Origin of the sequence: Bacillus sp. 2205SS5-2, assembly GCF_037024155.1 — a bacterium.
Classification (GTDB): domain Bacteria; phylum Bacillota; class Bacilli; order Bacillales; family Bacillaceae_K; genus Bacillus_CI.
Window position 1 is genome coordinate 50213 of record NZ_JAYKTS010000005.1, and the last position, 25600, is coordinate 75812.

Here is a 25600-nt window from a genome sequence, read left to right on the forward strand (position 1 = left end):
CAAAAGCACCTATGTATCCCGAGTATGCTAGATTGCTATCGCAAATCCATATACAAGGAAACTCCGTACTTTAAACACCCTTTTCCTCGAAGGAGCTTAAATAACAAGATAGGCAGGTCTCCTGACTTACGCTTCACTGGTCCGCTGTGCCTTCCCATACACCTTTATCGTGTACAGTGGACTCTTACAGCTTTCCTCAACGCTTACAGTGGCGGGACCGTGTTGGATTTACACCAACTTCCCTTTTCACCTTCCATGTCCAGTACGATTTCTGAACATGAAAGGAACCTATTTGTCGTAATATTCATTTTTTTATTCTTTCGTTATTATAATGTAATTTTCCAATATTGTAAATTTTTATTTCACTATAATTTTCCCTTTACACCAGCAGCGGTGAACGTGGACATTTCTTTTAAGATATTCGTTGCAGCTTGGAGTACGGGGTATGCCAGAGCAGCACCTGTCCCTTCACCTAGTCTTAAACTTAAGTTTAAGATAGGTGTTTTCTCTAATAGTTTGATAGCATGCTGATGCCCTACTTCTTGTGATTGGTGGCCGATAAAAAGATAATCTTTAACTTCATTGTGTAACTCTGCTGCGAGAAGAGCAGCAATCGTACTGATGAATCCGTCTATCAAAACAGGCGTTTTCTGTTCCGCAGCTTTTAAAATGGCGCCGATCATCCCGGCAATTTCCAGACCACCGAGTTTGGAAAGAATATCAATTGGATCTCCCTGATCAGGTTGCCGCATGTCGATTGCCTGGCGGATCACGTCCCGCTTATTTTTTTGTTTTTCATCTGAAATTCCTGTTCCAGCACCAACCACTTGGGATACATCCAGCCCGCTTAAAACTGCAAGTACAGCACTGCTGCTCGTCGTATTTCCGATTCCCATTTCCCCAATGATGAGGCATTTCACACCATCATTTAATACCTTCGTTGCCACCTCACTTCCAGCCTCTATTGCTCGAATAGCTTCTTCTCGTGTCATTGCGTCCTCTTTTAGAAAATTGCCTGTACCATGTCGTACTTTTTTGATATGGAGGCCCTCTCTTTGCAAATCGCTTGCTACCCCCATGTCAACAATCTCGATTCTTGCCCCAATCTGCTTTGCAAGCACATTGATGGCTGCTCCCCCGTTAAGAAAATTGTGAACCATTTGGACCGTCACTTCCTGAGGATAGGCTGAAACTCCTTCAGCCGCTACACCATGATCGGCTGCAAACACGATAATGCCTGGTGGCGTAACTACCGGAAAGTCATTGCTGGTGATTTGCCCGAGCTGAATGGAGATATCTTCTACTATCCCTAGGCTCCCTTGCGGTTTGGTCAAAGTGTCTAAATAGCCCTGTATTTTGTCTCCTTGATCCTTATTGACAGGTTCTATGTTAAAACGGCGAATCATGTTTATCACTCTCTTCTCTTTGAAAATCTATCATTCTTTTATAAATCAACTCTAACGAAAGATGCTCCCTAACCACATCTGCAAGCTTATTAAAGGACTCCTCCCTTAATCTCGCAAAAGAAATTCGGTTTTCAATGGGTTCAAGTCCTTTCTTTACTCTCAGAGAATTTAACCACATTTCCCGGAATTCATCATTGTGAAAAATCCCATGAAAGTATGTCCCGGTAATATTATCGCACTGGACACCTTCAGCTCTCCCGGGCAGTTCTATAAACGGAGACAATTCTTCCTTCTGTTCCGTCACTCCCATATGAAGCTCATATCCTTCTACCAGTAATTCTTTTTGACTAAACGTTACTATACCTTTAGACAAAAGTGTTGTCTTTTTTTTTGAAATAAATGTCACCGCCGGAATCAGCCCCAGCCCAGCAACCACCTTCATTGACGATTCCATACCATGCTCGTCCACTACCTTATCCCCTAGCATCTGATAGCCTCCACATATGCCGAAAACAGCCGTTCCTTGCTCTGACAGTGTGTAAATACGGTTCGCCAATCCACTATCGTGTAAAAAAAGTAGGTCGCTTAATGTATTTTTACTACCCGGTAACACCACCATATCAGGCTCACCTAACTCTTCCGCTTTTTGAACATATCGCACATGGCAATCCGGTTCGCTAAAGAAAGGATCGATATCTGTAAAATTAGATATAAAAGGAAACCGAATGACTGCAATGTCCAATTCTCTTGTTGAATCCCTAGTTGAGGTGTAACTGTCGAGAATGACCGAATCCTCTGCCTCAATGTTCAAATCCGCTACATACGGAACAACACCAAGAACAGGAACCCCTGTATATTCCTCTAGCCAACTCAAGCCGGGCGTAAGCAACGATACATCACCCCTGAACTTATTGATGACAATACCAATTACCCTTTGGCGGTCCGCCTTTTCCAAGAGCTGTAACGTTCCGACGAGGCTGGCAAACACTCCACCCTTTTCGATATCCCCTACGAGAATGACTGGTGCATTGGTTAGCCGGGCAACACGCATGTTGACGAGTTCACGATCGTTTAGGTTAATCTCTGCAGGACTCCCTGCCCCTTCTATTACAATACAGTCATAATCTTTTTTAAGTAGGGAATACGATTCCTGAATCAACTGCAATCCTTTTTCATAAAAATCCTGTCGGTACTCGCCGGCTTTCATATTTTGAAAAGGTACACCGTTCACGACAATTTGTGATTGATAGTCTCCTGTCGGCTTGATCAGAATTGGATTCATTTCCGTCGTCGCTACTACACCTGCCGCTTCCGCCTGTACTCCCTGCGCCCTTCCGATTTCCTTTCCATCAGACGTAATATAGGAATTGAGCGACATATTCTGGGATTTAAACGGTGTTGTCCGATATCCGTCTTGCGCAAAAATGCGGCACAAGGCGGTAACAATCACACTTTTCCCGGCATCTGAATGCGTTCCCTGCACCATGATTGGTGTTCCTTTAAACATAAATCTCCCCTCCAAACAACGTTGTATCCAGTTCTCAACCAGCTCCAGCTCGGAAATAAATTGGATATGCGTGTGGACAACAATGACCATTCTTCAGTTTGTCACAATGGCATCTTCTCCCTTCGGTTAAAATTCAATTCCTTTAACTGCCGAGACCCCTTCGTTGTAATAATGTTTTTCAGCTTCAATGACAGAAACCAAATCAGCTGACATTTTTACTCTTTCATGTGCATCCCGACCGGTGATCAAAAGGTGAACGTGTTTTGGCTTGTTCTGGATAAGTTCAAGAACTTCAGCTATTGGAAGAACGTCGTCTACCTGAAAGCTCTGAATTGCGAGAGCATTGTTCAACTCATCCAAAATAACAACATCGTATTCCCCACTCATCACGACTTCTTTAGCTATCGGCCAGCCCAGCCGCAATGCGTCCCTGTGCTCTTCTGGTGTTTTTGTCCATGTAAAACCTATGCCTAACTGGACCATCTCCACACCAAGCTTCTTAAGAGCAAGCTGCTCTCCGTAGCTACGCTCAGGGGATTTGATAAACTGAAGGACCTTCACCCTCATCCCTCTTCCGACTGCTCGTACCGCCAACCCTATCGCAGACGTAGTCTTGCCTTTACCATCTCCTGTGTACACTAATGTCAGACCTCTTTGCTTCACCATTTTATTCATCGTTGCCTCCTCTTTGTCTCCAATAAAAAAACGCCTTCCTGAGTAAACACAGAAAAGACGCTTAAGGACATTCAATAAATGAACAAATCTACAGCCATCCGAATAGACAGAAGGCGTGAGATTTAATTGCACTAAATATGACTTTAAGCATTCTTTCCTCGCAGAATCCTAAAAAACAAATAGGCAGGTTTCCTGACTCACGTCTCAAACGCAGTGCTGTTCCTTCCCATGCTTGTTTCACACAGTGGACTATAGCATTGCTAAACGTTTACAGTGGCGGGGCCCGTGCTGGATTTTCACCAGCTTCCCTTTTAACCTTCATCATAAAGGCACCTATTTGTTGATCGAAATATGTAATTAATGAAACCCTATGAAACTACCGACGAATTCATTGTAGCGTAATATGCCGGAAAAGTCTTTAGTGAATATCTATAGTATTGCATAAAACTATTTGTAATTTGTCCAACCAACAAAAAACGACTAGAAATTTGGAAATAAATGTTTAGTTGGCATTTTCTGATACCCATGTAGCCGTGTCGACCAAAAGGGCTGTTCCGTTCCTTTTGTAAGACGAAGAAAAGGTGCCTCCACTCCAAACCACTAATGCTCTATAGGAAATGGGTAAGGTACGGTATCTAAATTCATCGTCTCTTGATTTTAAGAATGATTACCATATCATTTCATTGAAGTTGAAGTTTCCTCCAAGTGTTATCATATTTCATATGGAATGAGTAGAAATTGCAGATATAAAAGTGGAGAAGTGTCTTCCTTTATAATCAAATTATCCTACAGTTCTCAACACCTACTCCCTTTCGTCGAGGTACAAAAAGATAATTAATTTACCATGCTCTTTGAATAGAATCTTATTTTATTTTATTTTATTTTATTTTATTTTATTTTATTTTAAGCATACTGGCTTTTATTAATTCGGTTTGGCTATTAATCTTTTTCTTTCATAATTGAGTATGCACCACTAAACATTGCAAATAATAATCCTGCAATAGGGAACAAAATCCAATTAATATACCATAAGTGAAAGATAAACCCACTAATCAAGAAAAGAATAACAGTAAAAGGCCATAAAATTGCTGCAAAGGCACCTATTACTTTGTTTGTATGTTTTGGAATGGAGTATTCATTAATTTTTAATAGCTTTTGATAGCTTTCTCTTTTCAAACCAAAATATATTAATATATAAACAGCTACAGCAATGATAAGCAAAAGTACTACTACTCCATAGCTAATTGCATCCGTATTAAAAGCTGCAGCTATCATTAAATAAAGTGGCGACAAGATACACAAAACCACACCGGTAATTAGTGACATTGTATAGGTGGAGCGAAAAGAATCATATTCTTTTTCAATAGAGTTTTTCACATGAACAGGCAATTCAAAATGAAATTCTATTTGCTTGTACTTATCTAAGCCCATTCCTGCATAGATGAACATACCAACCGCTACAGCCACAAGTGAAAGTAACGAAATGACTCCGACAAAACCCCCTACTTCTTGTGAAATACCTGTAAAGATCCGCACGCCTATTAATTCAGTAAATAACAATAACAAAGATACGCCAATCAAACACAAACCTACACCCATACCAATGAACATACTATATCTTTTATTTGCCTCCAAATAATCGTTTACTTCTTCCTCTGATAGAATTGGAAGATCTCCGGTTTTCTCTTTATGATCTATGTCAAATTCCTTTATTAACTCATTAATATTACCAAACTCAGACATAACGATTCCGATTACTTCGTTTTCTGACTTCCCACTTCTTTTCAATTCATAATATTTGTCTTCCATGTTGGTTAGCATGTCTTCTTTCAATGCTTCCATTTCTTTAGTCTTTGGCAAATGTGCAAACATATTGTTCAAATAATTAATAATGGTATCCACTTAAAACTCCTCCTTAATAAATTTATTAATTACTTCCTTTGTTAACTCCCATTCTTTACACTTTTCTTTATAATAGTTAATCCCTGATCGTGTAATCTTATAATAGGTCCGCCTCTTCCCAAATGTCTCATCTTTATAGAATGATTCAATGTAACCGTTTTTCAACAAACGATTGAATGCTGAATATAATGTTGTTTCCTTTATGATGTACTTTTCATGTGATAGTTCTTTTACGTTCTTTGAGATTTCATATCCGTAAGAATCATTTTCCAATAACATATAGAGAATAATTGTGTCATTATAACCTCGCATAACATCACTGCTAATCAAATATATTCTCCTTTCTCATAGTTCATACCCTTTTAGGTTTTACCGCAATTAATAATATTCACTTCATCTGTCGTAGTAATTTGAGTATACCCTATTTACTACGACAGATAAAGTAAAAAAAAAAATTTATCACACAAATACTGTATTTGCGTGATACTCAATTTCCTTTTTCTGCCTTTCCTTCGAGTATGAAATCATCAAACTTTTCCTCTGCCACTTCGCTTAAATCAATGCAACTAACGATGAATCAACCATTGGTACACATAAAAGAAGGGAGATTCCTACTAAAAGATCCGAAGACAAAGGGGTCTATTCGTGAAATCACATTACCTTCAAATTTGATTCCGCTCTTTAAAAGATTCCAAGCACAGCGATTTAGAGAAAAAGAATTACTACAAGACAAGTGGTGTGGTAACTACTTCTTTGTATTTGCAAACGAATTTTGTCTACCTTACTATGAATCTTACGCAAGAACAAAATGGATAAGATTTTTAAAACGAAATAAACTTCAGTATATCCGACCACACGACCTTCGCCACGCATCAGCCACTTACTTATCGTCACAAAGAATAGACCTTAAACAATAAATGACAGATTAGGGCATATCACTACAAGAATTACGGCTGCATCTATGCTCAAAGAACAAAGGAAACGGATCGTTCAGCATCAGACTTGTTCAGTTTCTAATTAAATATCACACAAAAGACCTTCAAAACATATTGAAGGTCTTTTTTACTCTATCATTCTATCCATAATCGTTTAACTTGGAATTCATTTTTAAAAATTCTCAATTGGTACACGTCTGGATTACTCAAACTTTTCCATTGCTCAAAGCCAAAATTCTGATTATAGTGATTTAATAATAGGGATATAATTCCTCCATGTGCCACGATAATCGTATTTTCAGAATTACTTTCCAAAATATCAGTTACAACTTCTACAATTCGATTCCTGGCTTCGATACTCGATTCTCCACCTTCATACTTTAAATACATATCATTGAATGTAGCTTCCAGTTTATCCATCCAATCTGGAAAAAAGATTGAACCAAGGACACGTTCGCTTAATCGACTATCCATTTCAATTTCTATATTCTTGTTCTCGACAAATGGCTTTATCGTTTGAATAGCTCGTAAGAATGGACTGGAAATAACTCTATCAACTCTAAAATCTAATAAAAAATCAGATAATTCACCCGCTTGAATAAATCCATTTTCTGTTAATTTTGAATCAGAAGATTGCCCAATAGCTTCACAATGCCTTATTATGTAAATGTTTTTATTCATACTTCCTCCCTATCAAACCTCACAAGGCAATATTTGCACTCTTAATGATCTCAGCCCTTTTAATACTCACTTTTACAAAATAGGGAGCATTAGGGTTGTTGAGCTGTCATCCTGTTTACTGACTCTACTCCGTCAGGACTGTTGGGAATCGCCTTATCAGATTCATATTTAAATAGAAAAACTATATCAACTACGTTTTCATCTAAAACTGCTATAAAAAATGTACTATGGACGTATATTCATTGCTCTTTCACTTTTACATCCACTTCTTCACTTATTTCACCGTTCTTTCTAAAATATCTGATGAATTTCCTTCCTGTTCAAAATACGTTACCAATTAGACCTAATACTTCCTTTTCAGCATCTTCTCCCCTCCCGAATATACCCCCTTTACACATTATACGTGTATCTTTTTCCATTTAAAGTTTATTTGCTTGAATAATCTAAATTCTAAGCACATATTCAAAGGCATTACTTGTTAAGGAAGTGTTTTTATATGCGAGATAGTGGTTCTTATATTCTTGTATGGGATAGGAAGATTGCTTTAATAAAAGGCTCTTTTCGTATACATTGTGGCTATTTCACCTAAAAGGGTTTTCGGTTCGAAAAAACAGCTGAACGAAGGGGACACAGCACATCTACTATCGGGAATTACATCAAACGATACCGTGAAAATGGAGTGGATTGATTAGAGATGAGCTATTCTCCAGGTACTCCACGCCACCTAACGACTGAACAAGTGAAAAAATTCGGGACAGGTGAAAAAAAAAACGCCAGCAGAAGTAGGTTTTGAAACAACGATGAACTGGACAAGTCCACTTTTAAGTGAGTGGATGAAGCGTGAGTTTGGCTTGACTTACTCAAAGCGAGGTGTTCTAAAGCTCCTACACCGACTAGGATTTAGTCATACCAGACTTACTTACACGCTAGAGAAAGCATACCAAAAAAACAAAATGCGCTTCGAGAGACACTTAGCGGTTTTAAAAAAAACTAGAAAATGGAGAGCTTGATACACTTTTATTTGAAGATGAGTCTTCTATTCGTGATTATTTAACGATTGGCTACACATGGTTTCCAAAAGGAGAGTAAAGAATTATACCTACTTATGGTAAACACCAAAGTGTGAAGCTTTTAGGTGTATTAGATTATGAAAAAGACTCTGTCGCTTGTATGGAAGAAGAACAATTTAATGCTGAAACATTTCTTCGTTTTCTTGAAAATGTACTAAAACGATATCCTACAGGTAAAATTGTGATGGTTCTTGATTCCGCAAGGATCCACCATGCAAAATTGATTCAACCCTTCTTAGAGCAACACGAAGATCGATTAGCTTTCGTTTTTTTATCACCATTTAGCCCTCAATTAAATCCAATCGAAGGCTTGTGGAAATGGTTGAAAACATCTGTCATTTACAATTTTTTTATAGCTCTGTGGCTGACATTAGAAAGAATGTTCAAGCTTTCATCTCTGAAATTAACCAAAAGCCCGAGGAAGTCATTGATCGTTTATGTCTTAACGTATAGTTTCTTCAGTGCGTTTAAAATATATGATCGATTTAGAAAATGTTCCACAACCAATCGAGGGAGATATTCCTGACTAGGATATAATACGAGAAAAAAGGGTTATAGGTGGGATTTATTCCTTGTCAGGACCCTTTTTTAAACCTTTCTTGGTCATAACTCAACGAGAGAATAGTTTTTAGTTTAATTCAGGTTTATGAATTAATAGTTATTTTATCTTTGTTAGGTAGTACGGACATTGTTTTTCCTCTTTGTTTCCTATTGAAATTCAAAAGAGTATTTAGCTTAAAGTATTTATCGAGACTGAGATAATACACATCTGACTTGAAAATTATTAATGAAAATGCACTTGTATAAAGCACAAGACTCATTAAATTCATATTTCCAGAAAGAATGAAATTTATATGCATAAAGAGACAAATAAAAATAGAAGGAATGGTAAATAAACCGAATAAAAGGAATACTCCAAGTATAATTTGGACAATTGGGATAACATAATTCAACACCATTACTTGTTCTAAAGCTATATTTTCTAGAAAAAACTTATAAAAAGATGGGACATTAGACTTTTGTAAAGAATCTAATAGATATTCTCTCAAAAATAAACTTGGCTCTTTAAACCATAATTTTTCAGTAATTTTGGTTATTCCTGCTAGTAACCAACCTACCCCAAAAAGAATACGCATTAAAACAATAAGAGATGAAAAACCCCCTACTTTATCAATTTCATTTTTCATAAGATACCTCCTTTCTGACTCTTAGGGATTTTTTATGTAAAAAAATCATTAAACATGGTTAGGTTTACTAATAAATCCTATGCCTTATGCGATACAATGTTTCTTTCACGCATAAAAGTTTACCACGGGCAAAATATATTGTAAATACATTTAGAACTAATAAAGTGTGAATGTAGTATAGATGTATGGACACAACTTAGTTAAGTATTACTATTGAAATAACGAGAGGACGTGTCCGTATTATGAGTCAAAAAAGTTATAGCCAAGAATTCAAATAAACAGTAGTCGTGCTTTATCGCTCGGGTACACCCGTCAGTCAATTATCTAGCGAATATGGTATTTCAGAAGTAATAATTTACAAATGGATTAAACAACATTCTCCTATTTAATGCTGCCATTTTACCTAAGACCAATTATTTTAAACACACTCAAATCTTACAATCATTTTTTCAGACAAGACACTCCTTTAGATAACCATAACCGAAGAGTGAAAACGGAGTAACTTTTTTATAAACATCATGACTTTATTTAAATTCCAAAATAGCCGATACAGTACAAATTTGTTTCGAATCTATCAGTGTTATCCTTATTAAAACCACATTTTGTAAACGGACGCTATTTGTTGAAGAAAAAGCATCCATTAAGACAAAAACGCCCTAAATATTGGGCGTTTTTTGTGATCATTTAAAAATTTTGGGTGTTCCTATATAAGAGAAGCCACCAATGGAATGCTACTCTTTTACTACGATATCTGTATCATTAGTGTCGTTTTCACTTCCTTTGAATCTAATAGCTAATAGTGTTCCAACAAGTACTCCTGAAACAAAAATACCATAAATATACCCATTGAAGAACAAGTATTCATGTACTGATTAATTATACTTCCTTTATATCCTTCTTCAAATGGATTATATGGATGACCTTCTAAAGTACTTAATATATTTGAAACACCATTAACACTCACTTCTACCACATTTAGGCTACCTAAAAGAGTAGGAGGAGTTTAGTATGAAAGGAACTATTACTAAGAGAGGAAACACTTATAGTTACAAAGAGGAGATTGGAAAGAATTCTGTGACAGGGAAACGAATGCAAAAGACAAAAGGAGGCTTTGAAAGAAAAAAGGATGCAGAAAAAGCACTAGCAAAACTTCTTATGGAACTTGATGAGCACGAGATGTTGAGCCAAGTAATGACAGAGCTCGAAATACACAAAAAAAAGCAAATGCACTGGAAAAATCGCTTAGGTCCTACCTATCATAACTCCAACATGGTTGTTACAACAGAAATGGGAAAGCACCAAGATCCCAGGAATCTTTTACGTGTGATGAAAAGAATTTGCGATAACGCTGAAGTTAAAAGAGTTCGTTTTCATGATTTACGCCACACCCATGCATCTATTTTATTCTCAAAAGGGATTGATTCCGTAAGAGTGGCCACTCGCCTTGGACACGCCAATCCTAAGATTACCTTCCTGACCTTGGCACACTTACTTCCCAATACCCAAGATGAAGTGGCAGAAATTTTTGAAGAAGAACTCAATTGGACTTGTGAACAATAGCTCCTTTCGAGAATAAACGAAGGAATATCGTCCAAACCAAAAAGAGCCTCCACCCCTTGGTACATAAAGGATGGAAGCTCATCAAATGGTATGATCTGAGAGGGATTCGAACCCCCGACCCCGTCCCTGTCAAGGACGTATTCTCCCGCTGAACTATCAGATCAGAATGATTCAGTACATTTATTATTATAATTTATTTTTTAGCAATGTCAATGAATTTTTAATGCATTTCATTTTGATTGAATAAAGAACAAATGTTCGTATATACTATTTATATACAACGGAGGTGATGTATCATGAAGGATCTCTATACTTCAAAATCTAGGAAAATTGCACTTGAAATGATTTACCATTCCAAGAATGGAGTGTGTACAAAAAGAAAAGTAATCGTTACGTCCATCTCTAATACACATATTCGAGCTTATTGTTTAATTAGAAAAGAAATTCGGACGTTTTCATTGGCCAATATACTCGCCACTCAACCCCTTCCTCATTCAGACACATCCTTTTCAGCCTAATTCCACACCCTAATTTTAAATACAAGAAAACCTCTAGGAAGATCCTAGAGGTTGATTTTATGCTTCTGATAATGTTTGGTTTTTCTTTTCTTTTGTCATAAATTGTAGAACAAGCATACCGACAAATACAGCTAGTCCGATAAAATCCGTATGGATTTGAGGATAAATCAGTAATAATCCTGCAATGACGCTGATGATTCTTTCAACCCAATGAAGCTTTCGGTACCAAAAACCGATCATTCCGCCTCCAATTGCTATCATTCCTGTTACAGCTGTAAAAATAATCCAAAGTAAATTTGGTATGGTAGTATCGATCATTAACAACTCCGGAGATAGAACAAACATATACGGAATGATAAACGCTGCAATGGCTAGTTTTGCAGCACTAACTCCCGTTCGTATCGGTTCTCCGCCTGAAACACCGGCAGCAGCGAAGGCCGCTAAGGCAACAGGTGGAGTAATATCCGCAATGATCCCAAAGTAAAAGACAAACAAATGGGCTGCAAGTTCTGGTGCACCTAATAAAATAATCGCCGGTGCTGCAATGGTAGATGTAATAACATAGTTAGCGGTTGTTGGCGAACCCATACCTAAGATAATGGACGCAATCATGGTAAAGAAAAGGGTTAATAATAATTTTCCGCTTTCAGAACTAGCTAAATCTCCAGCTAAATCAACCAGACCGTTAGCCAGTGTTAAACCAAGTCCAGTCTTCGTGACAACGCCGACAATTATCCCAGCACAAGCCGTGGCAGCTGCTACCGCAAGAGCTGTTCGTGCTCCGTCAACGAGGGCTTCAATGGCTTTCTTTAACCCAATACGGGTATCTTTCCGAATGGCGCTTACAACAATCGTAGAAACTATTGACCAAAGTGCTGCTCTCATGACACTCATCCCGCTAACAAGAAGAATGACTACCGTTAAAATCGGAATAAGTAAATATATTTTCTTCAATACTTCTCTCCGATTCGGCATTTCTTCTTCTGTTAATCCTCGTAAACCAATACGTTTAGCTTCAAAATGAGTCATAATCCAAATCCCAGTAAAATAAAGAAGTGCTGGAATGGCAGCCGCTTTGGCAATTTCCCAATACGTAATGCCTTCAATAAACTCCACCATTAAGAAGGCGGCAGCTCCCATAATTGGAGGCATTAATTGACCACCCGTGGAAGCAGCTGCTTCCACGCCCCCAGCAAATTCCTTCTTGTAACCAAGCTTCTTCATCATCGGAATCGTAAATGATCCAGATGTTACTACATTGGCAACTGAGCTTCCGCTAATTGTTCCTTGTAGAGCTGAGGAAAAGATTGCTACCTTTGCAGGTCCACCAACGCGTTTTCCTGCAATCGCCACAGCTAAGTCATTAAAATACTGTCCGACTCCTGTTTTCACTAAGAAAGAACCAAATAGTAAGAACAAGAAAATAAACGTAGCCGATACGTATAAAGGTGTCCCTAGAATACCTTCACCTGTAAAAAACATGGTCTTGACTATGTCATCCAAGTCATAGCCTCGATGAGATAAAAATCCCGGCATAGAACGCCCGTAATACATGTAAAGTAAAAATAAGGATGCGATAACCGTAATTGGCATACCAACTGCTCGCCTAGTAGCTTCTAGCACTAGAACAATGGCCAGTAATCCGATAACAAAATCGGTTGTGGTCATTATTCCCACTCGGTTCACTATGGTTTCATGCATAATAGGCAAATAGGAACCTACTACGATAGAAACTCCAGCTAAAATGAGATCATACCAAGCAACCTTCCCTTTTTTTAATGAATTTTTTCGAGCTGGAAATAACAAAAATATTAATGATAATGCAAACCCTAAGTGAATACTTAGCAAAGTTTGTCGTGGGAAAATTTGCGAAATAGATGCAAAAAGTTGAAAAATCGAAAAAGCTAAAAGACCTAAGAAAATTAACCATCCCATCCAACCCTTAATATCTCTTGTGTTTGATTCTGGATCAAAACGCTCTAATAGTTGCTTCTGCTCTTGGGCAGATAATGATTCATGCTTGTTACTCATGAACATTCACTCCTTTCCACATTTGCCATAGGGATAACTTTCCAACAGATAGCTTCACCCCAGATCCCCCTTCAAAATATGAAGTAAAGGGGTAGGTTCGGTCTTGAATATGCAAAAGATGATTAGCCTTCACCTTTCCAATTCTCATCGAAATAGATGGAAAAATCCGATTCATCTTTCCAATTTCATATTGACCATCAGTCGTCATCGTAAACACTTCTCCAGCTTCTGCTGAAGAAGGCATGCCAATTGCCATATCTTCATAAGTTAATTTTGTTTGTACAATGTGTTGGTTTTTGCTTATGTTATACCACTCTACCACTTGAGAAAGATGAATAGAGTGAGTATATTCGACACGAAACGTTTCTCCTATCTTGACAGGCGAATAAGCAAGAATATATTCATCCTCACGACTCTCCATAATCAAAGCTAGTCGAAATGGAAGGAATAGAAGGATAGTTAGGAGGAGGAACGTACTGAAGAAAAGTCTCTTTTTTTTCATTTTGTGTTCACCTAGTTTTCATCAATAACTGACTGCACCAAAAAATTAAGCGCACACATCCAATAATCTTTGATCGTTTCACCATTCATAAGAAAAGAATAGACCGAAGTTTCATTCGGTCTATTCTGCTTCATAAGAACTCTATATCTACTATTGAATTCCTTTTTCATCAAAGTACTTTTTGGCACCTGGATGTAACTCGATACCCATACCTTCTAATGCTGTTTCCGCTTTGATTACTTTCCCTTTTGCATGTGTAATTTGATCTGTGTTTTCAAAGATGGCTTTCGTTAGATCATATACAACATCTTCTGGTAAGTCTTCGCGTGTTACAAGCATCGCGCGAACAGCAACTGTCGTAATTTCTTCATCTAGTTTGCTGTATGTTCCACCTGGGATAGAATCTTGAGCATAGTATGGATACTTGTCTATTAAGCTGGAAATCATATCTTCTGAAATAGATACGACCGTAATGTCCTCTGTTGCGGCAAGTCCTTCAACCGCTCCAGTTGGGGTACCAGACGTAATAAACGCTGCGTCAATCGTTCCGTCTTGAATACCTGTTGTTGAATCCCCAAATGATAAATCGCGAACGGTAATATCATCGAACGTCATTCCGTGAACTTCTAGAATTTGTTCTGCATTCAAGCGTGTACCAGAACCTGCTTCACCGACCGATATTACTTTTCCTTTTAAATCTTCAACACTCATAATACCAGAATCTTTTGTCGTTACGATTTGAATCGTTTCTGGGTATAAAGTGGCAATTCCACGAGCTGAATCTACTTTTTCTTTGAACATTTGCTCGCCTTTTGCAGCATAACTTGCAATATCGGTTTGTGTAAATGCAATTTCAATATCGCCATCTTTTAATGTTGTCATGTTTTCTGCTGAAGCACCTGACGTTTCGGCGTTAGACTCAATACCTGTTTCGTCTTCAATAATTTTAGCAAAAGCTCCCCCTAGAGGAAAATATGTACCACCTGTACCACCTGTAGCAATGGTAATACGGTCTACTTCTCCGCTCTCCCCATTACTTGATCCGCCGCCACATGCAGCTAGAAACATGGAAACAGTCATCAATAAAGCTGTTACCAAAATAAAGCTTTTTTTATTCATATTCATATCCCCCTTTAATAATTTTTCAGTTCACCGTATACATTTTATCATATAACTATCAAATCTTGTCAATAAAAAACAGCATGACTACGAAGGAATCTCCTTATTTCTATTGACTTCTTGCTACTTCTTCTAAGTTTTTAATTTGCCGATAATAATAGTAATAGTAAAACAAATATAGTATTTTGTAGACTGCAAACTGCATTTAAAAGATAAAAGCTTAATAAATCCTTTATAAACTGTGGATCAATGCCTTATTTTCCCTACCCGGAATTTTCAGTACTATTATATTAATGTACTATTAGTTCCTCTAATTTTTTTGTACAATCATTGATTCTGCAATTGGTATATTTTTATGCTACAATTTACAGTGCAAACGCTTTATATAATATTTTTTTGGAGGATGTTTTATGTCAACTTCAAGAGGTACCGTCGAAGAACAAACTATTTTCAGTTCTTGCTTACAAGAAGAAATCTCTTTACTTGTTTATTTACCAGCAAACTATACTCCTTTATATAAATACTCCCTTCTCATTGCACAAGATGGAAAGGATTATTTTCAATTAGGACGTTTACCCCGTTTAGCCGATCAATTACTAGAAAACGATGAAATAGAGAATACCATCATTGTTGGAATTCCTTATAAAAGTGTGCAGCAACGGAGAAGTTACTATCATCCTGATGGTGAGCAAAACGAGAACTATATCAGGTTCATCGCTCACGAACTAGTTCCCTTTTTAGATGAAATCTATCCAACATATCAGATGGGACTAGGTCGCATCTTAATTGGGGATTCATTAGGTGCAACGGTTTCCTTTTTAACAGCGTTAAGATATCCTAATACATTCGGTAAAGTCATTTTACAATCTCCTTATGTAGACGAAAAAGTGTTTTCGGCTGCAAATGAATTTTCACAACCGTCCCTTCTCGATATTTATCATATTATTGGGCTTGGTGAAACAGAGGTGAAAACCACAGTAGGGACAACACAGGACTTCTTGTCCCCTAATCGAAAACTGAATGAGCTAATGAAAGGAAAAGGCTTCAATTACTTTTACGATGAATTTGATGGAGATCACACCTGGAAGTACTGGCAACCTGATCTAAAAAGAGCATTAAAAAAGATGCTATAAACCTACTATTATAATCTTCAAAAAACTTTGCTATAATATTGAATAACACAATTAAATCAATTAGAATCGGGGAGGTTTTTGAATGAATTACGGCATCGTTATTTTTCCATCCAAAAAGTTACAAGATCAAGCAAACTCTTACCGAAAGCGTTATGACCCTCATTACGCACTCATTACTCCTCACATCACCCTTAAGAATGGATTTGATGCGAATGAAGGGCAAATTCAGCAACTTAGCCAACAATTAGAAAAAATTAGTAATCAACATGAACCTTTTTCCTTAAAAGTCTCAAAAATCAGCTCATTTCAACCAGTCAACAATGTTATTTATTTGAAAGTTGAACCTACTAGTGAACTCGAGACATTACATAAGGCCATGCATGGTCCAGATATGTTAGGAGAATTACCTGAATACTCCTTTGTTCCTCATATCACTATTGCACAAGGGCTTTCCAATGACGAACACTCAGATGTGTATGGATCATTAAGAATGCTAGATGTGAATCAAGAGGAAATGATTGATCGTTTCCATCTCCTATATCAGCTTGAAAACGGTTCTTGGACTGTTCATGAAACATTTCGCCTAGGGAAGGACTGCTAGATATGAAGGTGAATATTGTACGAAGCGAAAATGAATTACAGGATGCTTTTTTCGTGAGAAAACATGTTTTCGTATCGGAACAAGGTGTCTCTGAAGCAGAAGAAATTGATGAATTGGAAACAAAAAGCACTCATTTCGTTTTGTATGACGAAGAGCAGCCAGTGGGCGCAGGCCGCTTCCGATTAGTTGATGCGGTCGGCAAAGTAGAACGTATTTGTGTGCTTTCTTCTTACCGGGGGAAAGGGGCCGGCGTTATGATAATGAATGCCATTGAAGAGTATGCAAAGCCCCGAGCATCCTCATTAAAATTAAATGCCCAAGTACAGGCAATCCCTTTTTATGAAAGACTCGGGTATGAAGTAGTGTCTGGTGAGTTTTTAGATGCCGGTATCCCACATAAGACGATGAAAAAGAACTGCACTTAAGGATAGCGCTAGTGCCCAGATCTAGAAAAGAAGATTATTTATCCCTCGTGCTCTCTTATTTTTCAAGTAATCTCTTTTCGTAAAATTTGTTGCTCCTGACACACGAAAAAACTGAAATGATGGTTTTTTCGTGTGATTTCTTGATACATTATCTATATAAAATTATCACTTCTACTCGAAAAATATCAATTTTCATCAAAATTGCATACCAAAAAATGCGGACTCCTTCTTGAGTGTCCGTTTTTTCTATGTAAATCGCCTTTTTTCTGCGTATGTCTCTTACTTCATTTGTCGATAATGAAATTGAGAGATACCTTTGAGGAGAATGCAAATGAATTTCAGCAGCATAGGAGTAGAGCTCATTGTCGGCTTTATTTCTTTATTTATTTTAACGAAAATACTGGGTAAAACTCAAATCAATCAAATAACTGCCTTTGATTTTATCTCGGCTTTAATATTGGGAGAGCTTGTTGGAAATGCCTTATATGATGCCGATTCAGGATTAAAAGAAATTATTTTCTCTGTGTCCTTATGGGGAATATTGATTTATATAACTGAATACCTTACACAAAAATTTAGACTATTTCGTCATTTCATCGAAGGCACACCCGCTATTATTATCCAGAATGGGAAGATTGATTTTCAACAATTAAAAAAAAACCATCTCGATCTAAACCAATTACAGCATATGTTGCGCAACAAAGGTGTATTTTCTGTTGGGGAATGTGAGTATGCGATTCTTGAATCTGATGGCTCAGTGAGTGTTTTAAAAAAATCCCTTTATGATGTCGTTCAAAAAAAGGATTTACATTTACCACCTGATTCTCCCTTCCTCCCCCTCTCCTTAATCCTAGATGGAGAAATTCTTTATGATAATCTTAAAATTGCAGACAAGAACAAAGATTGGCTTCTAAAACAAATCAAATCTCATGGGTTTCACACACCTCAAGAGGTGCTGTATGTAGAGTATATCGAGAATCAAAAATTACTTGTTCAAGGCTATGAATCTAAACAATAAACCATAAGCTCATTTTGTTGTATTGTTAGTTGGAAACGGCCCTTATCGACTAGGTGCGTTACATAAGCTGTAACCGATGTTCGAAATAGTAGCCAGCTCGTCAAATGGGGGACTTCAATTTTTTTCTTACTGAGGATGTATTGTTGTAAGGCTTGAAATGAAACGCCTTGTTTTTCCTGAATGTGTTCAGAAATTTCGGTAAGTATGGATTCATGTAGTGCCAAATTTTTAGAAACCGTTTCGATATAGTTTTCTTCAAATAAACCATGACCTGGGACTGCCCCGTCAAAGTTTGTTTTCATCAATTTATGTAACGAATTCATTGTGTTTTTAACCGACACAATAAAAGGAATTTTGTGTTTATGAAGGACATCTTGTCCAAAAAAGGCATCTGCTGCGAAAAGGATGTTTTCATATGAAATACCCACTTGTCCATAACTATGGCCGGGTAAAAAATGCGTCTTAAGGGTAAACGGACCAATGTTAACAAAGTCTTCCACTGGAATTGAAGCATCTAGCCTTACAGAAGGCGCAAGTAAAAATTTATTTTTCAACTCTTCTAACGGTTCTGCTCCATTCCAAAGGTAGATGGGCTCTAAGAGAGTATTCTCCATAATCGCTCTTTCAAAATCCGGTGCATAAAGTTCAACATCTCTTAATTGTTTTAGAAATTTTGCGCCACCCATATGATCGGCATGAGCATGTGTAATCAAAGCGAAATCGAGTGGTAGATTCTGCTCGGACAATTGTTTTATGACTTTTTTGATGGCAGATGAATCAATACCAGTATCAATAAGTAAGCCTTTTCCGTCTTTTGTTATATAACCAATGTTTACTGCCGAATGAAAGTAATAGACATTTTGGGTAAGTTGAATAAACTTCACAGGTAAACCTCCCTTTGAGCATGTTTCTATATATATTCGTTAACATGCTTGCCTTTTCCTGTTACTTCAGCAACTAAATAGGCAGGGATTGGGCCGGCTTTTGCTGCATGTGAAGAATTGAATGTAGTTTTCCGCTGCAGTGAATCCTCTTGAAGTTCCTGTTGGTTTTCCTGAGCTGTTTTTCTTAATGATATCTTTGATACAGCCATGATGTTGAATGGGTCATATTGATGAGAATTTACTCTCTCGGCGTACTTCTGATATTGATAGTTAGGATATGGTAAAATATAGCCCATTTTCTTCTTCCTCCTTTTCATTCCTTTTCCCGATACTAATATTACTTAAACAGTTCCCTTACTATGAAATACGATTCCCTGAACAATTATATAAGGGATTTTCAAAAAATAAGAAAAAAGACCTGTATTTTTTTCACAGGTCCAAACTTCTATTTTTTCTGATTGATCATTTTGGATATGGTTCCTATATCTAATTGTTTTCCGTCATTAACAATGGATTTAACCAGCTTATCTTCTACATCTTTTGGTACTTTTTTATTAGCGATTTGTGACACCCTTTGAACAACTTGACGTACCGTTTTTTCGTCTTTAAAATTAGCATTTTGTAATGAATTTGCAAGTTCAAGAATATCGTTCATATTTACACCGGTTTTTTTTTCAATATTCTTAAAAAAATTATTTTCCATGTTAGTTCTCCTCCTCATCAAACTACTAGCATCTTATGAAACGAGAAGAAAAACGTGCATTCTCTAATAAACTGATAAAAATAAGATTAGACTTGTTGAGGCAACTGAGAAAGTAGCTTTTATTTTATTAGCTGAAGGTTTTCATTAATATCCAGAAATTTAAAAAGCCAAGGACCTATATGTAGTAGGTTCTTGGCTTCTTTTTTCTCTAAAAACGTCACTTTTTCAGTGCCCTACCTGTTAGCCTCTTCTTTTTGATAGCCCCGTTGGTATACTTTGTTGCTCTTGAAACAAAGAAAAAACAGGCAAGTAAGTTTTTTTGATTGGTTTCCTACTTTCCGCCTAGTAATGAAGAGCTTTTCATTAGGAAAAGAGCATGAAGTCGTGCAAATCCACTGATTTATTCCAATTCGAAAAGTAATATTCTTTGCGAAACAGCCTAATAATAATTAGCAAAAACTTGCTCCAACAATAATTAGTAAGATGAACAACACGACGATTAATACGAAGGTAGAACCTCCACCGTATCCACCGACATTGCCACCACCATATCCACAACAATATCCACCGTAACCATACATACATAGTCACCTCACTTTCACATTAAGGTTACTTTTATAATATGTAGGATGTAGCATCTTGGTTGGGCTAAGAACTACAATTCTTTACTTATCTGACCAATCATATAAATCAAATGATAATTTCCCATTCTTATCCAACTGCGCTAAGAAGATATCCTTTACAGTTAGTGAACGTTTTGCAATTTCCTCTTCTAACCACGAAACCGAATAGCCCACTTTTTTGAGTGCTTCTTGATCGACTCTTCCATCATTGATGACAGCTTGTGGTGGAGAAGGTACTTCCTTAAGTTGAAACAAGTCCTCGTACAACAAGGGCTGTTTTTCTCTTTTTACCATAATGCTTAAATCTCCATTTGTATCTAATGATGCAAACGCAACATCGTCGACCCTAAATATGTTTTTTTTACGTAGTTGTTCCAATAGTTCATCCGTTGTATATTTCTCTTTTCTTAATGCTTTTTCTTTAATTTTACCATCTTCAATAAAAACCGTTGGAGTGCCTTCGACAAAATGTCTAAATATCGGTGAATGTAGTCCGATTATTGATATTAAAAGAGGAAATAAAGACCAGATTATCAAAGAAGTAAGACCTTCCAATAAATCAAGTTGTTTTTCCATAGAAATAGTTCCAGCGATATCTCCAACGGTAATACCTGTAATGTATTCAAAGAAGGATAATTTAGACAATTGTTTTTTTCCCAGTAGTTTAGTAATGCCAAACAACCCGATAATTATGAAGATGCTTCTTAAGGCTACCTCGATATACCCCGGCATTGAAATGTTCTCCTTATCCTTTCGGTTTAAATAAAAGGGCTCCAATAAAAGCAAAAATAATAGCCGCTGATATTCCTGAACTTGTTACTTCAAACATCCCTGTTAGGACTCCAATCAGTCCGTGTTTTTCGGATTCTTGCATAGCGCCATGAACCAGCGCATTTCCAAAGCTTGTTATCGGGATCGTCGCTCCCGCTCCAGCAAAATCAATAAGTGGCTCATATAATCCAAGACCGTCTAATATTGCCCCTGCAACAACAAATAAACTTAATGTATGCGCTGGTGTTAGCCTAGCCACATCAAATAGCAATTGACCAATTACACAAATCAGCCCTCCCACAACAAATGCCCAAAAGAACATCGGTAACATGGTGATTCCTCCTTTTACGTGAACTCAATTGAGACAGCATGAGCAATACAAGGAATACTTTCTTTCTGTTGGTAGCTAAGTGGCGAAAGTAAGGCTCCTGTCGCAACCATTAAGATTTTTTTATAGGTTCCTTTTTTCATTTCATTTATCAAATGCCCGTACAGTACCGTTGCTGAGCAACCTGGTCCGCTTCCTCCAGCTTGAACCGGCTGATCACTGTTATATATCAACAGTCCACAGTCTTTAAATTGGTCGGCATTCACATGTACCTTTTTTTCTTCTAGAAGCTCCATCGCCGTTTCTCTGCCAATCTTAGCCAAGTCACCCGTAATAATTAGGTCATAATAACTTGAAGAAACTCCTCGATCATGTAAGTGTTGAACAATCGTATCAACCGCTGCTGGAGCCATTGCCCCTCCCATATTGAAAGGATCTTTTATGCCCATGTCAATTACCTTACCAATGGTAGCGGAGGTGACGCGAGGTTGCATTCCAGTGGCTAATGTTCCGTTTCCGACAACAGCATAGCCAGCTCCCGTTACAGTCCACTGAGCGGTAGGAGGCTTTTGTCCCCCATATTCTGTTGGATAGCGAAATTGTTTTTCGGCTGCGCAGTTGTGACTTGCTGCCCCCGTCACCACGTATTTTGCCCCTCCATGGTTTACAATAAATGAGCCCAGAGCTAATCCTTCTATTGATGTGGAACATGCTCCAAACAGCCCTATATATGGAATAACATTGGTTCGGGCAGCGAAGCTAGAAGGCGTAATTTGATTAATTAAATCTCCTGATAGAAAAAACTGTATATCTTCAGAGGTTAGCTTCTCTTTCGTTAAAGCGGTTGACACTGCCGTTTCAATTAATACTCGATGGGCTTTTTCATAAGAATCTTCTCCCATCCACAAGTCATCAAAAAATGAATCGAACTCTTGTGCTAGAGCTCCCTTCTTCTCGAACGGTCCTCCTACAACTCCAGTTGAAAGAATGACTGGTTTTTGACTGAACTCCCAAGTATGATTGCCACTTTTCATTTAAATTACCCCTAACTCAATTAAAACCGTTTTTATTAGAGACACAATAAAGGCTGAAAATACGCCAAATAATATTACAGATCCAGCTAATTTAAACATATTTCCCCCTACCCCTAATACTAGTCCCTCGGTGCGATGTTCAATCGCAGCTGATATTACCGCATTCCCAAATCCAGTAACAGGTACAGCACTACCCGCCCCTCCAAATTGACCGATATGATCATATACTCCAAAACCAGTTAACAACATCGCAATGAATACCATGGTAGCAACCGTTGGGTTTCCAGCCGTTTGTTCAGTAAAGTTAAAATAATAAATGTAGAAATAGGATATCGCTTGTCCTATTATGCAAATAACCCCTCCTACAAAAAACGCTTTGATGCAATTAATTAAAATGGGTCGTTTCGTTTCATGCTTTTGTTCGAGTTTTTCATAATATTTTTCTTCCGGTGACTTTGGTTGCTTCGGCATGTTCTGCTCCTTTCTATGCTAGTTTTTCAGTTAAATCGAGTATTTCTTCAAATCGATCATTAGCTTCTTTTTTTGAGAGCTCTCCATCTTTCATATCTTCCTTCAGTCGAACAGCCTCTAGAAAAATCTTATAATCAGAGGAAACGATAAACTCCTCTTGTGAGAATTGACTTTCAAGCATCTTATTTAGTTTTTTTTCGATCTTCTTCATTGTAAAACGTTTTAAATGTTTTACTTTATACGCCACTAATATCGTTTCATCTCCTTCTATTATCGCAACATCATAGAGATCTTCTATTTTTTCTACTTCATCTTTTACTTTTTGAGCAGTTGATATGCCTTGTTTATTATCTGATAGGTTGACTGGTGAAGGATTGATTATCTTAATTAAAGCTGTATTACTTTTATGATCGTCAAACGATTCCTTCTCTTCACACCCACTCACCATTCCCAGCATATAAATAATCATCAACACTTTTGCAGTTTTCCTCATACCAATACCGCCACCCTTTCAATACTTGTTCTTATTTTTTTCAATTCGTCCATTTTTATGTTATTTTTTTGCTTTTTTCAAAAAAAATAAACCGCATCATTCTAGATGATACGGTTTTGTCCTATTTTTTCTTTTTCCCACAACCACAGCCAGGTTTCTTTGTTTGGCTGGGAGACTTGAATATTGGTTTTTTTAGAAGAGGTTTTATTTGTTGTTGTTTTTTCATGTTTCTTCCTCCCTTGATTTGAAGAGTGAAACCTTCTTCTGTTTTGACGATTCCCTTGCACTCAAACGATGAATATACAAGATTTCCAAGGAAAGATCTATCAGGACTGGAGAGCATGAGAACCTCCCAAAAATGAGGTTTACTACATACTATGATTAGAGAATGTAGCTTGTTCATTGGACTACTCTTGAATCAGTGCCTGTATGACGGTTTCGATAAGTGCCCCTACTCCTGCAATACTTAAGATAATAGCGATAGGAATTGCAACAAAAGGGAAAATCACATAAAGTCCATAAAGTACCGCAGCCGACCATATTCCCGTGCACCAATGACAACTTAATAATTCACCTAGAAAACGACGAATTCCCATTGGTTTTGGTATAAGATATATTGCCTCTTCTCCTTGATCATTTGTTTCTTTTACTTCATTAAAAAATGGAGTACGTATAAACTCAGTGATTTTATCATACACAAGAAGCCTTGTTAACCGGAATGAAGCCACGCTCAAAACGAACAATTGTAGCCAACTAATCTCCAATTCATTCTCCCCTTTTATTAGATTCACCATAGCCTATTTTCTAGAAATGGGCATTTGCCTGTTACTGATTCGGGCGCTTGACAATATGTTAATAATGTAAACAAATAAATTCATAAGGAGGCCTACAAGATGAGCTGTGGACATAAAGATCGCGGAGAAAGCTGTGTTTGTGAAGTGCTTCGTGCAATTAAAGACATACAAGACAACGCAGTTGATGACGACTGTCTAGAATGTACTACAAATTGTTTCTTAGAACCCTTAGGCAATTTGGCTGCCCCAACGCGTAGACCAAATGCGGATACTCGTGTTTTTACACTTACATTAAAAGATGGTGATTTATTTAAAGGATTGTATCGTAGAAATTTTAGAGATGAATGCATATCAGGTAAATCAGTTTTCTTCCGCGTAGAAGATGTATTTGATAATTGTTGTGCAACACTTAGAGTACTAGTTGCAGTTGATTTGGAAAAACATTGCGACCACAAAGGTGATTTATGTGACATTGATACCTTTATTCGTACGAACAACTGTATAACAGTCGATTTAAGCTGTTTCTGCGCTGTACAATGTATTGCCGATGTTGATTTGGATATCTGTGACTAATTTGAATTAAGCTGGTCGACACCCCGACCAGCTTTTTTTTACGAAAGACCTATCAAATGAATAGCCGATAGATCACTTCTCTTACAAACAATATTTTCGCCTTGAAATGGCTTTATTTCAATCGTATTTCCTTCGTACTTCACCAATACTCCTCGGTGCGATTGGTCGAGGGTTACGAACTCACAAGGAAATGGGGCTCTCCCGTTCTTGAAACGATTTAAATGTTGTAGCTTTTCTTCTACTGTCATATCTTTAAAGGGCTTTACAGGCTGAAAGGGGGATATTTTCTCAGTGGTTGAATCAGCCATTTCAGTGTCAATTTTTTCATTCATCACCTCTGTAAGGGCAAAATGTTCAGTTTCCTTCTCTTTTTTTCCAGACTTACTTTTTTTGTGAATTGGCAATGTGTTCGAATTTTTCGAAGAATAAACACTTTGCATATTCACTTCGGATTCTTGGAAATTAGGCTGATGGAGATATAATAAGGGCTCTCTTCTTTGTTTAGTTTTTTTCTTCACATTTCTCCCTCCCTCTAGATGTACTTTCCCTTAATTAGTCTATGCACAGGTGAATTGATTTTTAACATAAATATCTTTTTTTTGATGAATATACTCGTACATTTTAGGGTATCATGAAAATACATCCTATTATTGACC

31 protein-coding genes, 1 tRNA gene and 2 riboswitches are annotated in these 25600 nt (G+C 37.2%); of the genes, 10 read left to right on the forward strand and 22 right to left on the reverse strand.

The annotated features are described in order from the left end of the window. Positions 1-94: 94 nt before the first annotated feature. A riboswitch (cobalamin riboswitch) is annotated at positions 95-307 on the reverse strand. A 58-nt stretch (positions 308-365) separates the two neighbouring features. From cobT to U8D43_RS05030, 5 genes are all read right to left on the reverse strand, one after another. After that, a complete protein-coding gene (gene cobT / locus U8D43_RS05010) occupies positions 366-1406 on the reverse strand; it encodes a nicotinate-nucleotide--dimethylbenzimidazole phosphoribosyltransferase (RefSeq protein ID WP_335869902.1) in 1041 nt (346 codons plus the stop codon). Beyond that, a complete protein-coding gene (locus U8D43_RS05015; RefSeq protein ID WP_335869904.1) occupies positions 1390-2913 on the reverse strand; it encodes a cobyric acid synthase in 1524 nt (507 codons plus the stop codon). Before U8D43_RS05015 ends, cobT begins: the two co-directional genes overlap by 17 nt. 126 nt (positions 2914-3039) lie before the next feature. Continuing rightward, entirely contained in the window at positions 3040-3588 is a 549-nt protein-coding gene (locus tag U8D43_RS05020) for a cob(I)yrinic acid a,c-diamide adenosyltransferase (RefSeq protein ID WP_335869906.1), read from the reverse strand. Between the two features lie 165 nt (positions 3589-3753). Further along, positions 3754-3940: riboswitch (cobalamin riboswitch) on the reverse strand. A 587-nt stretch (positions 3941-4527) separates the two neighbouring features. Then, positions 4528-5490, reverse strand: a complete 963-nt coding sequence (locus U8D43_RS05025) for a permease prefix domain 1-containing protein (RefSeq protein WP_335869907.1) — start codon at positions 5488-5490, stop codon at positions 4528-4530. Next, entirely contained in the window at positions 5491-5820 is a 330-nt protein-coding gene (locus U8D43_RS05030) for a PadR family transcriptional regulator (RefSeq protein ID WP_335869908.1), read from the reverse strand. 242 nt (positions 5821-6062) lie between these two features. Here U8D43_RS05030 and U8D43_RS20900 point away from each other — a divergent pair, with 242 nt between their 5' ends. After that, positions 6063-6407, forward strand: coding sequence for a tyrosine-type recombinase/integrase (locus U8D43_RS20900; protein ID WP_442893561.1), 345 nt, complete (start codon positions 6063-6065; stop codon positions 6405-6407). 153 nt (positions 6408-6560) lie between these two features. Here U8D43_RS20900 and U8D43_RS05035 read toward each other — a convergent pair whose 3' ends face one another. Beyond that, complete coding sequence (locus U8D43_RS05035; RefSeq protein WP_335869910.1) at positions 6561-7106, reverse strand: histidine phosphatase family protein; 546 nt, start codon at positions 7104-7106, stop codon at positions 6561-6563. Positions 7107-7864: 758 nt separating this feature from the next. On the opposite strand from U8D43_RS05035, the gene U8D43_RS05040 reads away from it, so the two are divergent. Both U8D43_RS05040 and U8D43_RS05045 read left to right on the forward strand, forming a co-directional pair. Then, positions 7865-8116, forward strand: a complete 252-nt coding sequence (locus U8D43_RS05040) for a helix-turn-helix domain-containing protein (RefSeq protein WP_335869911.1) — start codon at positions 7865-7867, stop codon at positions 8114-8116. 85 nt (positions 8117-8201) lie between these two features. Further along, positions 8202-8702: a transposase gene (locus U8D43_RS05045; RefSeq protein ID WP_335870148.1), complete on the forward strand. Its 501-nt coding sequence runs from the start codon at positions 8202-8204 to the stop codon at positions 8700-8702. 118 nt (positions 8703-8820) lie between these two features. Here the strand turns inward: U8D43_RS05045 and U8D43_RS05050 are convergent, their stop codons facing one another. After that, positions 8821-9363 carry a DoxX family protein gene (locus U8D43_RS05050; RefSeq protein ID WP_335869912.1) on the reverse strand — a complete coding sequence of 181 codons (543 nt, stop codon included), beginning with the start codon at positions 9361-9363 and terminating at the stop codon, positions 8821-8823. A 1008-nt stretch (positions 9364-10371) separates the two neighbouring features. On the opposite strand from U8D43_RS05050, the gene U8D43_RS05055 reads away from it, so the two are divergent. Beyond that, positions 10372-10923, forward strand: a complete 552-nt coding sequence (locus U8D43_RS05055; protein WP_335869913.1) for a tyrosine-type recombinase/integrase — start codon at positions 10372-10374, stop codon at positions 10921-10923. A 91-nt stretch (positions 10924-11014) separates the two neighbouring features. Here the strand turns inward: U8D43_RS05055 and U8D43_RS05060 are convergent. Then, positions 11015-11086: transfer RNA gene (locus U8D43_RS05060), tRNA-Val, on the reverse strand. A gap of 133 nt (positions 11087-11219) precedes the next feature. On the opposite strand from U8D43_RS05060, the gene U8D43_RS05065 reads away from it, so the two are divergent. Then, a complete protein-coding gene (locus U8D43_RS05065; protein ID WP_335869914.1) occupies positions 11220-11441 on the forward strand; it encodes a hypothetical protein in 222 nt (73 codons plus the stop codon). A 57-nt stretch (positions 11442-11498) separates the two neighbouring features. Here U8D43_RS05065 and U8D43_RS05070 read toward each other — a convergent pair whose 3' ends face one another. The 3 genes from U8D43_RS05070 to U8D43_RS05080 all read right to left on the reverse strand — a co-directional run bounded on the left by U8D43_RS05070 (position 11499) and on the right by U8D43_RS05080 (position 15093). After that, a complete protein-coding gene (locus tag U8D43_RS05070) occupies positions 11499-13472 on the reverse strand; it encodes a TRAP transporter permease (RefSeq protein ID WP_335869915.1) in 1974 nt (657 codons plus the stop codon). Continuing rightward, positions 13465-13974, reverse strand: coding sequence for a DUF1850 domain-containing protein (locus tag U8D43_RS05075; protein WP_335869916.1), 510 nt, complete (start codon positions 13972-13974; stop codon positions 13465-13467). Before U8D43_RS05075 ends, U8D43_RS05070 begins: the two co-directional genes overlap by 8 nt. Positions 13975-14124: 150 nt before the next feature. Continuing rightward, complete coding sequence (locus U8D43_RS05080; RefSeq protein WP_335869917.1) at positions 14125-15093, reverse strand: TAXI family TRAP transporter solute-binding subunit; 969 nt, start codon at positions 15091-15093, stop codon at positions 14125-14127. 410 nt (positions 15094-15503) lie between these two features. Between U8D43_RS05080 and U8D43_RS05085 the strand changes: the two genes are divergently transcribed. The 4 genes from U8D43_RS05085 to U8D43_RS05100 all read left to right on the forward strand — a co-directional run bounded on the left by U8D43_RS05085 (position 15504) and on the right by U8D43_RS05100 (position 18270). Next, a complete protein-coding gene (locus U8D43_RS05085; RefSeq protein ID WP_335869918.1) occupies positions 15504-16226 on the forward strand; it encodes an alpha/beta hydrolase in 723 nt (240 codons plus the stop codon). Positions 16227-16308: 82 nt separating this feature from the next. Then, the gene (locus U8D43_RS05090) at positions 16309-16827 is read left to right on the forward strand and encodes a YjcG family protein (protein ID WP_335869919.1); all 519 of its coding nucleotides are present in this window, start codon (positions 16309-16311) and stop codon (positions 16825-16827) included. A 2-nt stretch (positions 16828-16829) separates the two neighbouring features. Further along, positions 16830-17252, forward strand: a complete 423-nt coding sequence (locus tag U8D43_RS05095; RefSeq protein ID WP_335869920.1) for a GNAT family N-acetyltransferase — start codon at positions 16830-16832, stop codon at positions 17250-17252. 331 nt (positions 17253-17583) lie between these two features. Continuing rightward, a complete protein-coding gene (locus tag U8D43_RS05100) occupies positions 17584-18270 on the forward strand; it encodes a DUF421 domain-containing protein (protein WP_335869921.1) in 687 nt (228 codons plus the stop codon). Here the strand turns inward: U8D43_RS05100 and U8D43_RS05105 are convergent. The 10 genes from U8D43_RS05105 to U8D43_RS05150 all read right to left on the reverse strand — a co-directional run bounded on the left by U8D43_RS05105 (position 18252) and on the right by U8D43_RS05150 (position 24341). After that, positions 18252-19154 (reverse strand): MBL fold metallo-hydrolase, encoded by a 903-nt coding sequence (locus U8D43_RS05105; protein ID WP_335869922.1) that lies wholly within the window; start codon positions 19152-19154, stop codon positions 18252-18254. The genes U8D43_RS05100 and U8D43_RS05105 overlap by 19 nt on opposite strands. 26 nt (positions 19155-19180) lie before the next feature. Then, a complete protein-coding gene (locus U8D43_RS05110; RefSeq protein ID WP_335869923.1) occupies positions 19181-19450 on the reverse strand; it encodes a hypothetical protein in 270 nt (89 codons plus the stop codon). Between the two features lie 149 nt (positions 19451-19599). Next, a complete protein-coding gene (gene spoVIF, locus U8D43_RS05115; RefSeq protein ID WP_335869924.1) occupies positions 19600-19857 on the reverse strand; it encodes a sporulation-specific transcription regulator SpoVIF in 258 nt (85 codons plus the stop codon). A gap of 449 nt (positions 19858-20306) precedes the next feature. Then, on the reverse strand, positions 20307-20438 hold the full coding sequence (locus U8D43_RS05120) for a YjcZ family sporulation protein (RefSeq protein ID WP_335869925.1): 132 nt from the start codon (positions 20436-20438) through the stop codon (positions 20307-20309). Positions 20439-20522: 84 nt separating this feature from the next. Beyond that, entirely contained in the window at positions 20523-21212 is a 690-nt protein-coding gene (locus U8D43_RS05125; RefSeq protein ID WP_335869926.1) for a DUF421 domain-containing protein, read from the reverse strand. A gap of 13 nt (positions 21213-21225) precedes the next feature. Further along, on the reverse strand, positions 21226-21582 hold the full coding sequence (gene spoVAE / locus U8D43_RS05130) for a stage V sporulation protein AE (RefSeq protein WP_335869927.1): 357 nt from the start codon (positions 21580-21582) through the stop codon (positions 21226-21228). Between the two features lie 14 nt (positions 21583-21596). Then, on the reverse strand, positions 21597-22613 hold the full coding sequence (gene spoVAD / locus U8D43_RS05135) for a stage V sporulation protein AD (RefSeq protein WP_335869928.1): 1017 nt from the start codon (positions 22611-22613) through the stop codon (positions 21597-21599). Then, a complete protein-coding gene (gene spoVAC, locus U8D43_RS05140; RefSeq protein WP_335869929.1) occupies positions 22614-23084 on the reverse strand; it encodes a stage V sporulation protein AC in 471 nt (156 codons plus the stop codon). A 13-nt stretch (positions 23085-23097) separates the two neighbouring features. Further along, a complete protein-coding gene (locus tag U8D43_RS05145) occupies positions 23098-23577 on the reverse strand; it encodes a YhcN/YlaJ family sporulation lipoprotein (protein ID WP_335869930.1) in 480 nt (159 codons plus the stop codon). A gap of 407 nt (positions 23578-23984) precedes the next feature. Then, positions 23985-24341, reverse strand: a complete 357-nt coding sequence (locus tag U8D43_RS05150) for a DUF1360 domain-containing protein (RefSeq protein ID WP_335869931.1) — start codon at positions 24339-24341, stop codon at positions 23985-23987. Positions 24342-24470: 129 nt separating this feature from the next. On the opposite strand from U8D43_RS05150, the gene U8D43_RS05155 reads away from it, so the two are divergent. Next, complete coding sequence (locus U8D43_RS05155; protein WP_335869932.1) at positions 24471-24944, forward strand: CotY/CotZ family spore coat protein; 474 nt, start codon at positions 24471-24473, stop codon at positions 24942-24944. 38 nt (positions 24945-24982) lie between these two features. Here U8D43_RS05155 and U8D43_RS05160 read toward each other — a convergent pair whose 3' ends face one another. Beyond that, positions 24983-25462, reverse strand: coding sequence for a CotO family spore coat protein (locus U8D43_RS05160; protein ID WP_335869934.1), 480 nt, complete (start codon positions 25460-25462; stop codon positions 24983-24985). Positions 25463-25600: the final 138 nt, after the last annotated feature.